13 protein-coding genes are annotated in these 13,805 nt (G+C 75.6%); 10 read left to right on the forward strand and 3 right to left on the reverse strand.

The window, feature by feature from the left end; all coding sequences use genetic code 11:
* Positions 1 to 550: 550 nt before the first annotated feature.
* Entirely contained in the window at positions 551 to 1,396 is an 846-nt protein-coding gene (locus ACFVVX_RS26535; RefSeq protein ID WP_387949234.1) for a hypothetical protein, read from the forward strand.
* A gap of 124 nt (positions 1,397 to 1,520) precedes the next feature.
* On the opposite strand, the gene ACFVVX_RS26540 is transcribed toward ACFVVX_RS26535, so the two are convergent.
* Positions 1,521 to 2,891, reverse strand: coding sequence for a DUF1015 family protein (locus ACFVVX_RS26540; RefSeq protein WP_387949121.1), 1,371 nt, complete (start codon positions 2,889 to 2,891; stop codon positions 1,521 to 1,523).
* Positions 2,892 to 2,987: 96 nt separating this feature from the next.
* Here ACFVVX_RS26540 and ACFVVX_RS26545 point away from each other — a divergent pair, with 96 nt between their 5' ends.
* Both ACFVVX_RS26545 and ACFVVX_RS26550 read left to right on the forward strand, forming a co-directional pair.
* On the forward strand, positions 2,988 to 3,635 hold the full coding sequence (locus ACFVVX_RS26545; RefSeq protein WP_387949122.1) for a tetratricopeptide repeat protein: 648 nt from the start codon (positions 2,988 to 2,990) through the stop codon (positions 3,633 to 3,635).
* A 12-nt stretch (positions 3,636 to 3,647) separates the two neighbouring features.
* The gene (locus tag ACFVVX_RS26550; protein WP_387949123.1) at positions 3,648 to 4,691 is read left to right on the forward strand and encodes an HAD-IIA family hydrolase; all 1,044 of its coding nucleotides are present in this window, start codon (positions 3,648 to 3,650) and stop codon (positions 4,689 to 4,691) included.
* 60 nt (positions 4,692 to 4,751) lie between these two features.
* Here the strand turns inward: ACFVVX_RS26550 and ACFVVX_RS26555 are convergent, their stop codons facing one another.
* Complete coding sequence (locus tag ACFVVX_RS26555) at positions 4,752 to 5,099, reverse strand: SCP2 sterol-binding domain-containing protein (RefSeq protein ID WP_387949124.1); 348 nt, start codon at positions 5,097 to 5,099, stop codon at positions 4,752 to 4,754.
* Positions 5,100 to 5,271: 172 nt separating this feature from the next.
* Between ACFVVX_RS26555 and ACFVVX_RS26560 the strand changes: the two genes are divergently transcribed.
* The 4 genes from ACFVVX_RS26560 (at position 5,272) to ACFVVX_RS26575 (ending at position 8,165) form a co-directional block, all read left to right on the forward strand.
* Entirely contained in the window at positions 5,272 to 6,135 is an 864-nt protein-coding gene (locus tag ACFVVX_RS26560) for a hypothetical protein (RefSeq protein ID WP_387949125.1), read from the forward strand.
* Positions 6,128 to 6,319 (forward strand): hypothetical protein, encoded by a 192-nt coding sequence (locus tag ACFVVX_RS26565; protein WP_387949126.1) that lies wholly within the window; start codon positions 6,128 to 6,130, stop codon positions 6,317 to 6,319. Before ACFVVX_RS26560 ends, ACFVVX_RS26565 begins: the two co-directional genes overlap by 8 nt.
* 41 nt (positions 6,320 to 6,360) lie before the next feature.
* Positions 6,361 to 7,167: a TlyA family RNA methyltransferase gene (locus ACFVVX_RS26570; RefSeq protein ID WP_387949127.1), complete on the forward strand. Its 807-nt coding sequence runs from the start codon at positions 6,361 to 6,363 to the stop codon at positions 7,165 to 7,167.
* Between the two features lie 92 nt (positions 7,168 to 7,259).
* On the forward strand, positions 7,260 to 8,165 hold the full coding sequence (locus ACFVVX_RS26575; RefSeq protein WP_387949128.1) for an NAD kinase: 906 nt from the start codon (positions 7,260 to 7,262) through the stop codon (positions 8,163 to 8,165).
* A gap of 7 nt (positions 8,166 to 8,172) precedes the next feature.
* Here ACFVVX_RS26575 and ACFVVX_RS26580 read toward each other — a convergent pair whose 3' ends face one another.
* On the reverse strand, positions 8,173 to 9,684 hold the full coding sequence (locus ACFVVX_RS26580; RefSeq protein ID WP_387949129.1) for a PLP-dependent aminotransferase family protein: 1,512 nt from the start codon (positions 9,682 to 9,684) through the stop codon (positions 8,173 to 8,175).
* A 134-nt stretch (positions 9,685 to 9,818) separates the two neighbouring features.
* On the opposite strand from ACFVVX_RS26580, the gene ACFVVX_RS26585 reads away from it, so the two are divergent.
* The 3 genes from ACFVVX_RS26585 to ACFVVX_RS26595 all read left to right on the forward strand — a co-directional run bounded on the left by ACFVVX_RS26585 (position 9,819) and on the right by ACFVVX_RS26595 (position 13,772).
* Positions 9,819 to 10,544, forward strand: a complete 726-nt coding sequence (locus tag ACFVVX_RS26585) for a YitT family protein (RefSeq protein WP_387949130.1) — start codon at positions 9,819 to 9,821, stop codon at positions 10,542 to 10,544.
* A gap of 150 nt (positions 10,545 to 10,694) precedes the next feature.
* Complete coding sequence (recN, locus tag ACFVVX_RS26590) at positions 10,695 to 12,428, forward strand: DNA repair protein RecN (protein ID WP_387949235.1); 1,734 nt, start codon at positions 10,695 to 10,697, stop codon at positions 12,426 to 12,428.
* A gap of 165 nt (positions 12,429 to 12,593) precedes the next feature.
* On the forward strand, positions 12,594 to 13,772 hold the full coding sequence (locus tag ACFVVX_RS26595) for a glycosyltransferase family 4 protein (protein ID WP_387949131.1): 1,179 nt from the start codon (positions 12,594 to 12,596) through the stop codon (positions 13,770 to 13,772).
* The last annotated feature ends 33 nt before the right edge of the window (positions 13,773 to 13,805 follow it).

Raw genomic sequence — 13,805 nt, forward strand, 5'->3', positions numbered from 1 at the left:
TCCGCAGGGTGGCGGTTTCAACCGCGACCGCGGCGACCGCCCCTCCGGTGGTGGCTTCAACCGCGACCGCGACGACCGTGGCGGCTTCCGCCGCGATGACCGTCCGCAGGGTGGCGGTTTCAACCGCGACCGCGGCGACCGCCCCTCCGGTGGTGGCTTCAACCGCGACCGCGACGACCGTGGCGGCTTCCGCCGCGACGACCGTCCGTCCGGCGGCGGTTTCAACCGCGACCGTGGCGACCGCCCCTCCGGCGGCGGTGGTTTCCGTCGTGACGACCGTCCGAGCGGCTTCCGTGACGACCGCCCGCGTCGTGACGACCGTCCGTCCGGTGGTGGCTTCAACCGCGACCGCGATGACCGTGGTGGCTTCCGTCGTGACGACCGCCCGTCCGGCGGCGGCTACCGTGGCGACCGCCCCTCGGGTGGCGGCTATAACCGCGACCGCGACGACCGCGGCGGCCGGGACTACGACGACCGCCGGGGCAACTTCGAGCCCGTCAAGCGGCTGCCGATCCCGGAGGACGTCACCGGCTTCGAGCTGGACGGGGACGTGCGTCAGGAGCTCAAGAGCCTGCCCAAGACGCTCGCCGACGATGTCGCCCGCAACCTGGTGATGGTCGCCCGCCTGCTCGACAACGAGCCGGAGGAGGCCTACCAGTACTCGCGCGTCGCGCTGCGGCTGGCCTCCCGTGTGGCGGCCGTCCGTGAGGCGGCGGGCTTCGCCTCCTACATGACGCAGCGTTACTCCGAGGCGCTGACCGAGTTCCGCGCCGCCCGTCGGATGACCGGCCGGGCGGACCTGTGGCCGGTGATGGCGGACTGCGAGCGCGGTCTGGGCCGCCCGGAGCGCGCCCTGGCGATGGCCGGCGAGCCCGAGGTGAACCAGCTGGACAAGGCCGGCCAGGTCGAGATGCGCCTCGTCGCTGCGGGTGCCCGCGGCGACATGGAGCAGTTCGACGCCGCCGTCGTCACCCTGCAGAGCCCGGAGCTGGCCTCCAGCGCCGTGCACCCGTGGACCGCGCGTCTGCGCTACGCCTACGCCGAGGCGCTGATCGCCGCCGACCGTGCCGACGAGGCCCGTGAGTGGTTCGCCAAGGCGGCCGAGGCCGACACCGACGGCGCGACCAACGCCTCCGAGCGGCTGGCCGAGATCGACGGCCTGGAGTTCGTGGACGCGCTCGACCCGGAGCTGGCGGAGGACACCGAGCAGGACGAGGCCCCGGCGGCCAAGTCCGGTGCCGGCGTGCCGGACGAGCGGGAGATCTTCGAGGACGAGGAAGACGTCGAGGAGTTCTACGACGAGGACGACCTCGAGATCGACGAGGACTTCGACGGTGAGGCGCCGGAGCGCGCCACCGGGAAGTCCGACAGGGACGCCGGCGCCGACCAGCGCTGAGCAGCCGGGTACTGAGTGAGGCCCTGCCGCACCACGGGAGATCCCGGGGCGCGGCAGGGCCTCACTGCTTTCGGACCACCGCACTGTCGGACTACGGCGCTGTCGGACCGCGGCCGACCGGTCGTCAGCCCAGTTCGAGATTGCGCAGGACCAGCCCGGTGGCCGGCTTGGGGCCGAAGGACGTGGACTTGCGCGGCATGGTGACGCCCTGCTCGGCGAGCCGGCGGACCACGCTCTCCCGGACGGGGTGCAGCAGTACGGCGGTCCCGCCGCTGCGGGCGGCCTCGCGCTCGGCGGCCACGGCGGTGTGCAGGTAGCCGATGTCGTCGGGGCCGTCCGGGACCCGCCAGGTGTGGTCGAGCAGGGTGGCGTGCAGGACGGTCGCGTCCAGGTGGCGCCACTCCTCGGGCCGGTCCTTCGGCACGGTGGCGTCGAGCAGGGCCTCGTCGGGTTCGCCGATCAGCCAGTAGACGCCGTCCCCGCCGGTGAGCACGAAGCCGCTGCCGCCGTGCTGCTTCAGCTCGGCGAGGGCCTGGAGGGCGATGCCGAGCGGTCCGGGCACCTCCTTGACCTGCCAGTGGTCGCCCAGCCGCTCCAGCGCCTCGGCGACCGGCAGGCGGTACAGCACCCGGTGGATCGCCCGGACCCGCAGCGGGTAGCGGGCGGTGTCCACCAGCAGGACCAGACCCCGGTCCCAGGCGCTGCGCGGCAGGTGGCGGTGCTCGCTCTGGAGCCGCAGGTACATCGCCCAGCGGTGGTGGCCGTCGGCGATCAGGGCCCGGCAGGTGGCGAGGTCGCGGCCCACCTCGGCGATCTCGGCGGCGTCGGTGACGGCCCAGAGGCGGTGGTGGGTGCCGTCGGTGGTGGTCGTGGTGAGGATCGGCTCGCGCTGGACGGCGCTCTCGACCACGCCTGCCGCGCCGCCGTTGCCCCGGTAGGTGAGCAGCAGCGGTTCGAGGTTGGCCCGGGTGGTGCGCATCAGGCCGACCCGGTCGGCGACCGGCCGGGGCATCACGTCCTCGTGCGGGAGCACCACGCCGGCCTCGCTGCCGCTGACGGCGAGTGCCCCGATCAGGCCGCGCTGCAGGAGCTCCGGGGAGTCGGCGGTGGCGGGGACGCGCTGCTCGTAGACGTAGAGCGAGGGCTCGGGATCGGCGGCCAGGACGCCCTCGCGCTGCCAGTCGCGCAGCAGCCGGGCGGCGTGCCGGTACCGGGTGTCGCGGTCGGGGCGGTCACCGGCGTCGTCCGGCTCGGGGCGCGGCAGGATCAGCCGGACCACGTTGTGCGGGTCGGCGGTCTCCAGGTCGAGCCGGCGGCCGGGGTCGACCACGTCGTACGGCGGTGAGGTGACCGCGGCCAGCGTGCCGACCCGGTCGGGGACGTAGCGCAGGCCTCGGAAGGGGGACAGGGACAGGCCTGCAGTGGCGACGTGGCCGGGATTGCCGGGGCCGCCCTGCGGAGACTCCGCTCCGCTTTCTGCACTGGGTGTGCTCATTCTGGGCATCGTAATCGGGTACGCGTTGTTCAGAGATCTGAACACCCGTGCCGGATCTGCGGGGGCGGGTGTCACGACCGAGGGCGAGGTGGGCGCATGAGCGGTGGGCAGGAGCGGTTGGACGGCGCAGGCACCGGTGGTGCGGACGGGGCCGGCGGCGGTGCGGGCAGTGGTGGGGGAGTGCCGGAGCAGGGGCGGGCGGGGGAGCCCGCGGGGGACGTGTACGAGTGGTTCCGCCGTGGCGGGACGCTGCTGGCACAGGGGCATCCGGCGGCGGCGGAGCAGCTGCTGGCGCGCGCGGCGGAGGCCGAACCGCACTCCCGGAGCATCCGGGAGACGCTGGCCAGAGCGCAGTTCGACGCGGGTTCGTACGCGGCGGCGCTGGAGAACTTCAGGGCCGTCGCGCTGGCCGATCCCTCGGACGACTACGCTCAGTTCGGGTGGGGCGTCTCGGCGGCCCGGCTGGGCGACTTCGAGACGTCCGCCGAGCACTTGGCGCTGGCCGTGGCGATGCGGCCGGAGATCGACCACTACCGGGCCGCGCTGCGGCAGACCCGGGCGACCCTGGCGGCCCGCGCCGGGGCGTTCGGACCGCTGCTGCCGGGGGCGCCGGGGTACCTGGAGCCCCGCTGGCCGTCCGGTGCGCTGCCGGAGGGCTCGGACGCGCGCGGGGACGGGCAGGCGGGCGGCCGGGACGAGACGGATGACGGGGATCGACGCAGTGACCATCGACGCAGTGAATGAGGTAGAGCAGGCATGACCGAGACGGCCACCACCGCGCGACGGACCGCTCCGGGCGGCAGCGACCGCCCGCTCACCGAGGCGTACGACACCGCGCTGCTGGACCTCGACGGCGTGGTCTACGCGGGGCCGAACGCGATCGAGCACGCCGTGGTCTCGCTGGAGACCGCCCGGACGGCCGGGATGCGGCTGGCGTACGTGACCAACAACGCCTCCCGTCCGCCGCGGGTGGTGGCCGCGCACCTGACCGAGCTGGGGATCCCGGCCGAGCCGGCCGACGTGATCAACTCGGCGCAGGCGGCGGCCCGGGTCGTGGCCGAGAAGGTGCCGGCCGGGTCGAAGGTGCTGGTGGTGGGCGGTCTGGGCCTGGAGGAGGCGCTGGCCGAGCGCGGTCTGGTGGCCGTCCGCTCGCTGGCCGAGGAGCCGCTCGCGGTCGTCCAGGGCTACGACGCCTCGGTGGGCTGGCTGCAGCTGGCGGAGGCCTCGTACGCGGTGCAGCGCGGGCTGCCCTGGGTGGCGTCCAACACCGACCTGACGGTGCCGACCGCGCGCGGGATCGCGCCGGGCAACGGGACGCTGGTCGCGGCGGTGCGGGCGGCGACGGGCGTGGAGCCGGAGGTGGCGGGCAAGCCGCTGCCCCCGATGCACCGGGAGACGGTGCTGCGGACGGGTGCGAAGCGGCCGCTGGTGGTCGGCGACCGGCTGGACACCGACATCGAGGGCGCGTTCAACGGCGGGGTGGACAGCCTGCTGGTCTTCACCGGGGTGACCACGCCGGCGCAGCTGCTGTCGGCCCCGGCCGAGCACCGGCCGACCTACGTGGCGGAGGACCTGCGGGGGCTGCTGGTGGCCCATGCCGGGGTGGCGGCGCTCGGTGACGGGGTGTTCGGCTGCGGCGGGCGGACGGCGGCGGTCGAGGACGGCGAGCTGCGGCTGGCCGGTACCGGGACGGACCGCTGGGACGGCCTGCGGGCGCTGTGCGCGGCGGCCTGGACGGCGCTCGACGCGGGCGGCGCGCCGGTGGACGGGCGGAAGGCGCTGGCCGAGCTGGGGTTCTGACCGGCCGGGGCACCGGGCCTGGTGAGGCCTGGTGACGCCTGGTCGGGTCCGGGTCGGGTCCTAGAGGAGGGTGCGTAGCCGCAGCAGGTCGCGGAAGCCGGCCTCCAGGCGGACCCGGCCGCCGGCCCAGGCGGAGGCGAAGTGCAGCTTGCCGCCGACCATCGCGACCAGGTCGTCGCTGCTCATGGTGAGCCGGATCTCGGCCTTCTCGGCGGGCTCGCCGGGCGCCTCGGTGACGTCCTGGATCCGGCCGTCGCGCAGCCGCCCGGTGAAGGTCAGGTCGAGATCGGTGATCCGGCAGGTGAGCGAGCGGTCGAGTGTGGCGGCCTTGCGGACGTCGCCGGTGGACCTGGCCAGGTTCCGGCTGAGCTGCTCCAGCGCCTCGCGGCACTCCTCGGCGTTGGCCATGGCGGTGGATCCACTCCTGGTAGCGCCGGGGTACGGCGGGTGGCGGCGGTGACTGCGGGGCCACGGTACCGCAGGAGGGTTTTGGCGGTAGCGTCGTCTGTGGGGTGCCTGGAACGGTCCGGGCACCGACGGCGACGGAGCGATGCGCGCAAGGCGCTAAGGAGGCACCCGGATGCTGCCGAAGACGGTGCGGGGAGTGGTGGAGATCGCCGCCGAGCTGGCCGAGGAGGTCGGCAAGCGCGTCGTCGGCCGGGCGGCCGGGCTGCTGGAGATGGGCGGCATCGACCTCTCCGAGGTGGAGCGGAAGCTGGGCGGGCAGTTCCCGCCGTCCGCGAAGTCGCTGCAGACGCTGGCGGAGGAGGCGGTCACCGCGGGACGGGCCGGGGTGGACCTGGCGGTCGGGGTGGCGCGCGGCGAGGTGGAGCGGGCCTTCGAGAAGGTCGGCGACCAGGTGACGAAGGTCGGGGTCGTGCTGGCCTACCTGGAGAGCAAGCTGCGCGAGGTCGAGGAGGAGCCGGTCCCGGCCGCGTCGGAGCCCGAGCCCGCGCCGGCCCCCCGGGCCGACGACCTGTTCGGGCGCGGGTGGGAGAAGGCGGAGGAGCCGCAGGCCGCGGCCGTTCGCAGCGGCGAGCCGATACTGGCGGAGCGGGTCGAGGTGGACACCCCGGCGGTGGACGCGGAGCCCGCGGGCGGGGCGGTCCGGCCGAGCGGGAGGAAGCCGGCGCGCAAGGCGGCGGCGAAGCCGGCCGTGAACGATGCCGTGAAGCCGGCCGCCGAGGGCGGGGCGGCGCAGGGCAAGGCCGCGGAGGGCAAGCCGGCCGAGAAGAAGGCCGTGGCCAAGAAGGCGCCGGCGAAGGCCGCCGCCCGCAAGGCGACGCCGGCCCGCAAGGCGGCGGTGAAGAAGACCGCCGTCAAGAGGACCTCGACCGCGCAGCGGACCGCGGCCCCCGCGCCGCAGGAGACGCCCGCCAAGCGGACGGCGACCAAGCGGACCACCGTCCGGAAGACCACGAGTACGAAGAAGCCCGATGCCTGACCCGGACGGCGGGGAACCGCTGCCCCTGGGCGTCGAGCTGACCCCGACCGGCCACCCGGCCGTCGACGCGGGACTGGCCCGGCTGGCGGCGCTGGACGGGGTGCCGACCGAGGCGCACGTCGCGGTGTACGAAGATGTTCACCAGCGGCTCGCCGACACGCTGGCCGCGCTCGATCAGGAATGACCCGCCCGGAATGACCCGTAGGAGCTGAAACACCAGTGGCAGTGGCACGACGCCGTCTCGACGCGGAGCTGGTCCGCCGCAAGCTGGCCCGGTCGCGCGAGCACGCGTCCGAGCTGATCGCGGCCGGCCGGGTGACCGTCGGAGGCACCACCGCGACCAAGCCGGCCACCCAGGTGGAGACCGCGGCGGCGGTCGTGGTGGCCAAGGACGAGAACGACCCCGACTACGTCTCGCGCGGCGGCCACAAGCTCGCCGGGGCGTTCGCGGCCTTCGTGCCGCAGGGCCTGGTGGTGGAGGGTCGCCGGGCGCTGGACGCGGGCGCGTCCACCGGCGGGTTCACCGATGTGCTGCTGCGCACCGGCGCGCAGCACGTGCTGGCCGTGGACGTCGGCTACGGGCAGCTGGCCTGGTCGCTGCAGAGCGACGACCGGGTGACGGTGATGGACCGCACCAACGTGCGCGAGCTGACCCCGGAGCTGATCGGCGGGACGCCGGTCGACCTGGTGGTGGGCGACCTCTCGTTCATCTCGCTGGGCCTGGTCCTGCCCGCGCTGGCCGGCTGCGCCGCCGAGGACGCCGACCTGGTGCTGATGGTCAAGCCGCAGTTCGAGATCGGCAAGGAGCGGCTGGGCAGCGGCGGCGTCGTGCGCAGCCCGCAGCTGCGGGCCGAGATGGTGCGCCAGGTGGCCGGACAGGCGTGGGCGCTCGGGCTGGGCGTGCGGGCGGTCACCGCGAGCCCCCTGCCCGGCCCGTCGGGGAACGTGGAGTACTTCCTCTGGCTTCGCCGGGACGCCCCGCAGCTGGACCCGGAGGAGGCGGACCGGGCCGTGGCGGAGGGCCCCCGCTAGGCTGCTCTGCGGACGTCCGGTCCGTCATGCTGGGTGACGCGACCGCACCGGGCCAAGGGCGACCCGGCAGGCGTAGGGAGAGGGCAATCGGCATGAGTGAGGAACGTACGGTCTTCCTGATCGCGCACACCGGCCGGGAGGCCGCGCTGCGAAGCGTCGAGGGTCTGGTGCACGGCCTGCTGAAGGCGGGTATCCGGATCAGGCTGCTCGCGGCCGAGGCGGTGGACCTGGATCTGCCCGACGGGGTCGAGCGGGTGGCCGGGGGGCCGGGAGCGGCGGATGGCTGCGAGCTGATCCTGGTCGCGGGCGGGGACGGGACGCTGCTGCGCGGGGCGGAGCTGGCGCGCGAGCACGGGCTGCCGATGCTCGGGATCAACCTGGGCCGGGTGGGCTTCCTTGCGGAGGCCGAGCGGGACGATCTCGCGGTGGTGGTCGAGCGGGTGGTCGACGCCGACTACGAGGTCGAGGAGCGGATGACCCTCGACGTAATCGTCCGGACCAACGGCGATGTGGTGCACCACGACTGGGCGTTGAACGAGGCGTCGATCGAGAAGGCCGCCCGGGAGCGGATGTTGGAGGTGGTGACCGAGGTGGACGGCCGGCCGGTCTCCAACTTCGGCTGCGACGGGGTGGTCTGTGCGACGCCGACCGGGTCGACGGCGTACGCGTTCTCCGGTGGCGGCCCGGTGGTCTGGCCGGAGGTGGAGGCGCTGCTGATGGTGCCGATCAGCGCGCACGCGCTGTTCGCCCGGCCGCTGGTGACCTCGCCGGACTCGGTGCTGGCGGTGGAGGTCCAGCCGAAGACGCCGCACGGGGTGCTCTGGTGCGACGGCCGGCGATCGGTCGAACTGCCCGCGGGGGCGCGGGTGGAGGTCCGCCGGGGGCAGACCCCGGTGCGCCTGGCGCGGCTGCACCGGGCGCCGTTCACCGACCGGCTGGTGGCCAAGTTCGCGCTTCCGGTGACGGGTTGGCGCGGTCGGGCCGACACGCACTGCTGACGTTTCGTCAGACTGCCAGCGGCTGGCTGTCGTCGGCGCTCCAGCGGCCTCCGGAGGTGGCTCGGGCGGCGATGTCGGCCAGCCGTTCGACGGCTGCCGGGACGGCCGCGGCGGGCACCGTGAGCGGGAGCCGGATGTAGTTCTCGAAGGCCCCGTCGGAGCCGAAGCGGTTGCCGGCCGCGATCCGGACGCCGCCGCGCTCGCCGGCCAGTGCGAGGGCGGCGCCGGAGAGGCCGTCGGTGGAGACCCAGAGCGAGAGGCCGCCGGGCGGTTCGGCGTGGGCCCAGTCGGGGAAGCGGGCCGGCAGTGCGGCCGCGAAGGCGGCGGCGCCGGCCCGCAGTCGGTCCAGCTGGTGGGCGCGGACGCGGTCGAGCAGCGCCTCGCCCATCAGCTCGGCGGCGATCAGCTGGTCCAGCACGGGGGTGCCGACGTCGCTGTAGACGCGCTCGGTGGCCAGCCGCCGGACCAGGGCCGGCGCCGCGCGCACCCAGCCGACCCGCAGGCCGCCCCAGAGCAGCTTGCTCGCCGAGCCGACGGTGACCACCTGGGCGGCCCGGTCCAGGGCGGCCATCGGGCGGGGGAGGGCGGTGCCGTCCGGTACGCCCCAGCCGAGTTCGGCGGTGGTCTCGTCGGCGAGCACCACGGTGCCGGCCGCGCGGGCGGCGGCGAGCAGGGCGCGGCGCTGGGCCTCGTCCACCAGGGCGCCGGTCGGGTTGTGGAAGTCGGGGATGGTGTAGGCGAGCCGGGGTGCCGCGCCGCGCAGGACCCGGCCCCACTCGGCGAGGTCCCAGACGGGCTGCTGTCGCGGTCCGCCGGGCCAGGAGTACGGGACGGGCACCAGGCGGGCGCCGCCGAGCCGCAGGGCCTGCAGGGTGTGCGCGTAGCTGGGTGCCTCCACCGCGACCCGGTCGCCGCGCCCGACCAGTGCGCGCTGGACGAGGTGCAGGCCGCCCATCGCGCCGGTGGTGATCAGGATCTGGTCGGGGGTGGTGGGCAGGCCGCGCTCGGTGTAGCGGCGGGCCACCGCCTCGCGCAGGACCGGCACCCCGGTCGGGAAGTGGCCGTGCCCGGCGGCGTAGGCGGGCAGCTGCTCGACCGCCCGGGCGGCGGCCTCGCCGAGGAAGGGCTGCGGGGCGGGCAGCGCGGCCACGCCGAGGTCCAGGGTGTTGCCCTGTTCGTCCGGCGGCACCGGGTGCAGGGCGTCGCTGGGCGGCGGCGCGCCCTCCGGCAGGGCCGTCCAGCTGCCCGAGCCGCGCCGGCTGTGCAGGTAGCCCTCGGTGCGCAGGGTCTCGTACGCGGTGGCGACGGTGGTGCGGCTCAGCTCCAGGGCGGTGGCCAGCTCGCGTTCGGCGGGCAGCCGGGCGCCGACCGGCAGCCGGCCCTCGGAGACCAGCAGCCGGATCTGCCCGGCGAGCGTCCGGTAGGCGGGGCGGCGGATGCCGGCCGGCTCGGGCAGCCGGGTGGCGGCGAGCAGCCGGGCGAGGGCGGGGGGAGTGACGGTGGTGTGCCAGTCGGCCATGGCTGATCAGTCCACTTGCTCGGGATTGGCCCTGGAAGGGGTCACTTTGGCCCGCTCATCATGGCAGGGCGGCCGTCGAGTCCGCCACCGCCGTCCGTCAACGGCGCGGTGCAGCACCACCCGCAGGAGTCCCGATGGCCACCACGACCACACCCGCGCCCGTCCCCGCCCCGCCTGCGTCCGCTGCGGCCTCCGCGGCCTCGGCCGTCTCGGGCGCCCGCTCACCGGCCGCCCGGCTGTTCGGCGACACCCACGCGCTGGGCCGCCGCCTGCCGCAGCTCGCGGTCGGCCTGTTCCTGTACGGGGCGAGCATGGCGCTGATGCTGCGCGCCTCGCTCGGCCTCGACCCGTGGGACGTCTTCCACCAGGGCCTGCAGCGCGTCCTCGGCCTCTCGGTGGGCGCCTGGGTCACCATCTGCGGCGCCGCCGTGCTGCTGCTCTGGATCCCGATGCGCCAGCGGCCCGGCGTCGGCACCGTCGCCAACGTGCTGGTGCTCGGCGCGGCCATGGACCTCACCCTGCGGGTGGTCGGCACACCGGGCCCGCTGCCCGCCCGGATCGCGCTGATGGTCACCGGCATCCTGGTCAACGGCCTGGCCACGGGCCTCTACATCGGCGCCCGGCTCGGCCCCGGCCCGCGCGACGGCCTGATGACCGGCCTGCACCGGCGCACCGGCCGCTCGCTGCGGCTGATCCGCACCGGCATCGAGCTGACCGTCCTCGCCGCCGGTGTGCTGCTCGGCGGCACGGCGGGCGTCGGCACGGTGGCGTACGCGCTGGCCATCGGCCCGCTCGCCCAGTTCTTCCTGCGCTGGTGCACCGTCCCCGAGGCGCCCGCGGGCCCGGATCGGGCCGCGTGACCGGGCGTGACCGGCCCGGCCGCCAGGTGGAAAAAAGTCGGGATCGTTGCCGGTCAAACGTCCCGGAAGGGATGAACTTGCGGGCACGGAGTTGCCGCTCGTCGCGCGCCGGGGCCGGAACCTCGTAAGGTCGTCACCGTGTTGGACGAGATGCGGATACGGGATCTTGGGGTTATCGACGACGCGGTGGTCGAACTCGCCCCCGGCTTCACCGCCGTGACCGGTGAGACCGGCGCAGGCAAGACCATGGTGGTGACCAGCCTCGGCCTGCTGCTCGGCGGCCGGGCGGACCCGGGCCTGGTGCGCAACGGCGCCGCCCGCGCGGTCGTCGAGGGCCGCCTGCAGCTGCCCGAGGGCTCCCCGGCGGCCGTCCGTGCCGTCGAGGCCGGCGCCGAACTGGACGACGGAGCGCTGTTGATCAGCCGGACCGTCTCCGCCGAGGGCCGCTCCCGGGCGCACGTCGGCGGCCGGTCCGTCCCGGTCGGGCTGCTCACCGAGCTCGGCGAGGACCTGATCGCCGTCCACGGCCAGACCGACCAGCAGCGCCTGCTGCGCCCGGCCCGCCAGCGCGGCGCGCTGGACCGCTACGCCGGCGAGGCCGTCGCCGAGCCGCTGGCCCGCTACCGCACGGTCTACCGCCGGCTGCGCGAGGTGTCGGCCACCCTGGAGGAGCTGACCACCCGGGCCCGCGAGCGCGCCCAGGAGGCGGACCTGCTCCGCTTCGGCCTGGACGAGATCGCCGCCGCCGAGCCGGTGGCCGGCGAGGACGAGGAGCTGGCCGCCGAGGCCGAGCGCCTGGGCCACGCCGACGCGCTCTCCTCCGCCGCCACCCTCGCGCACGCCGCGCTGGCCGGCGACCCGACCGACCCGGAGGCGCTGGACGCCGGCACCCTGCTCGCGCAGTCCCGCCGCGCCCTGGACGCCGTCCGCCACCACGACGAGCGCCTGGCCGCCCTCGGAGACCGCCTCAACGAGGTCGGCTACCTGCTCGCCGACGTGGCCGGCGACCTGGCCGGATACGCCGACGACCTGGACGCCGACCCGGTCCGGCTGGCCGCCGTCGAGGACCGCCGGGCCGTCCTGTCCCAGCTGCTGCGCAAGTACGGCGGCCCGGAGAACGCGCTGGCGGAGGTGCTCGCCTGGGCCGAGGCCGGCTCCGTCCGGCTCACCGAGCTGGACGGCGACGACGAGCGGATCGACGAGCTCGGCGCCCAGGAGACCGCGCTGCGCGCCGAGTTGGCCGAGCTCGCGGCCGAGGTCTCGGCCGCCCGGCAGGCCGCCGCCGGCCGCTTCGCCGAGGCCGTCTCCGCCGAGCTCGCCGAGCTCGCCATGCCGCACGCCCGGGTGACCTTCGCCATCAGCTGGGTCGACGACCTGGCCGGCATCGAGATCGAGGGCCGCACGGTCGCCTACGGGCCGCACGGCGTGGACGAGGTCGAGGTGCTGCTCGCCCCGCACCCCGGCGCCCAGCCCCGCCCGATCGCCAAGGGCGCCTCCGGCGGTGAGCTGTCCCGGGTGATGCTCGCCGTCGAGGTGGTCTTCGCCGGCGCCGACCCCGTCCCCACCTACCTCTTCGACGAGGTGGACGCGGGTGTCGGCGGCAAGGCCGCGGTCGAGATCGGCCGCCGCCTCGCCAAGCTGGCCGAGAGCGCCCAGGTCGTCGTGGTCACCCACCTTCCGCAGGTCGCCGCCTTCGCCGACCGGCACCTGGTGGTGGAGAAGACCAACGACGGCACCGTCACCCGCAGCGGTGTCAAGGTGCTGAACGACGAGGAGCGGGTGCGCGAACTCTCCCGGATGCTGGCCGGCCTGGAGGACTCCGAGCTGGGCCGCGCCCACGCGGAGGAACTCCTGGCCGCGGCCCGGGCCCCGCGCCACCGGTAGCCGACGGTGGCGACCCGTCGACCGACGGCGACGCGCCCCCCGTGGCGCCGACTGTCCAAGAGGGCCGCCGACCTGGCAAGGTGGCGGCTGGACACTGGCTTTCCAGTCCCGAGCGCCGCCGGCGGGCAACCCTCGCAGCGCGGCGTGAGTACCTGATCGAGTCGGATGCGAGACGACGTGGACCATTCCGCCGCCCGGGCCACCGCGGCCGCCCCGGAACCGGGGCAGCTGCACGTGGTACTCGTCCTGGCCGCCAGCACCGGCGGCATCGGTGCGCACGTGCGCTCCCTGGCACAGGGCCTGGTCGCGCACGGGGTGACCGTCACGGTCTGTGCGCCGGCCGGTACGGACGCGCTGTTCGGCTTCTCCCGGACCGGCGCCAGGTTCCACCTGGTCGACATCACCCCCACCGCCGGCGCCCGCAGCGATGCCACCGCGATCGGCGAGCTGCGCCGGGCGTTCACCGGAGCCGACGTGGTCCACGCCCACGGGCTGCGCGCCGGGCTCCTCTCCGACCTCGCGCTGCGCACCGCCGGCCGCTTCCCCGGGCTGCGCCCGGAGACCCCGCTGGTGGTCACCTCGCACCACGCGCTGCTGGCCACCGGCATGGAGCGCCGGCTCCAGCGGCTGATGGAGCGCCGGGTGGCGCGCGCCGCCGACCTGGTGCTCGGCGCCTCCTCCGACCTGGTCGCCCGGGCCCGCGAGCTGGGCGCCACCGACGCCCGGCTCGGCCCGGTCGCCGCCCCGCCGATGCCCGAGGGCCGGCTGGAGCGGACCGCGGCCCGGGCCGCGCTGCTCGGCGACGGCCCGGACCGCCCGCTGGTGCTGGCGGTGGGCCGGCTCGTCCCGCAGAAGGCCTTCGGGCTGCTGCTGGACGCCTCCCGCGAGCTGTCCGCGCTGGACCCGGAGCCGCTGCTGCTGATCGCCGGGGACGGCCCGGAGGGCGGCGCACTGCGCGAGCGGGTGGCCGCGGAGAAGCTCCCGGTGCGGCTGCTCGGCTACCGCACCGACGTCCCGGACCTGCTGGCGGCCGCCGACGTGGTGGTGGTCGGCAGCCGCTGGGAGGCCCGCTCGCTGGTCGTCCAGGAGGCGATGCGGGCCGGCGTGCCGGTGGTCGCCACCTCGGTCGGCGGGATCCCCGAACTGGTCGGGGACGCGGCCGTGCTGGTGGCGCCCGGAGACCCGGGCGCCCTCGGCGGGGCCGTGCGCGAGCTGCTGGCCGACCCGGCCGGCCGCGAGCGGCTGGCGGAGGCCGGCCGGCAGCAGGCGCAGACCTGGCCGGACGAGGCCGCCACCGTCGCCCAGGTGCTCAGCACCTACGACGAGCTGGTCCAGCGCTCTTAGGTGCCGTCCCGCCCCCTCGGGGCGGGACAGCAC

Source organism: Kitasatospora sp. NPDC058170 (assembly GCF_042883905.1).
Classification (GTDB): Bacteria; Actinomycetota; Actinomycetes; order Streptomycetales; family Streptomycetaceae; genus Kitasatospora.

Excerpts from the sequence above, each read along its gene's own strand:
- ACFVVX_RS26575 (WP_387949128.1), top strand. The coding sequence starts at position 7,260 with ATGAGTGAGGAACGTACGGTCTTCCTGATCGCGCACACCGGCCGGGAG.
- ACFVVX_RS26560 (WP_387949125.1), top strand. The coding sequence starts at position 5,272 with ATGCTGCCGAAGACGGTGCGGGGAGTGGTGGAGATCGCCGCCGAGCTG.
- ACFVVX_RS26565 (WP_387949126.1), top strand. The coding sequence starts at position 6,128 with ATGCCTGACCCGGACGGCGGGGAACCGCTGCCCCTGGGCGTCGAGCTG.
- ACFVVX_RS26595 (WP_387949131.1), top strand. The coding sequence starts at position 12,594 with ATGCGAGACGACGTGGACCATTCCGCCGCCCGGGCCACCGCGGCCGCC.
- ACFVVX_RS26580 (WP_387949129.1), bottom strand. The coding sequence starts at position 9,684 with ATGGCCGACTGGCACACCACCGTCACTCCCCCCGCCCTCGCCCGGCTG.
- ACFVVX_RS26550 (WP_387949123.1), top strand. The coding sequence starts at position 3,648 with ATGACCGAGACGGCCACCACCGCGCGACGGACCGCTCCGGGCGGCAGC.
- ACFVVX_RS26555 (WP_387949124.1), bottom strand. The coding sequence starts at position 5,099 with ATGGCCAACGCCGAGGAGTGCCGCGAGGCGCTGGAGCAGCTCAGCCGG.
- ACFVVX_RS26540 (WP_387949121.1), bottom strand. The coding sequence starts at position 2,891 with ATGAGCACACCCAGTGCAGAAAGCGGAGCGGAGTCTCCGCAGGGCGGC.
- ACFVVX_RS26545 (WP_387949122.1), top strand. The coding sequence starts at position 2,988 with ATGAGCGGTGGGCAGGAGCGGTTGGACGGCGCAGGCACCGGTGGTGCG.
- ACFVVX_RS26585 (WP_387949130.1), top strand. The coding sequence starts at position 9,819 with ATGGCCACCACGACCACACCCGCGCCCGTCCCCGCCCCGCCTGCGTCC.
- recN (WP_387949235.1), top strand. The coding sequence starts at position 10,695 with ATGCGGATACGGGATCTTGGGGTTATCGACGACGCGGTGGTCGAACTC.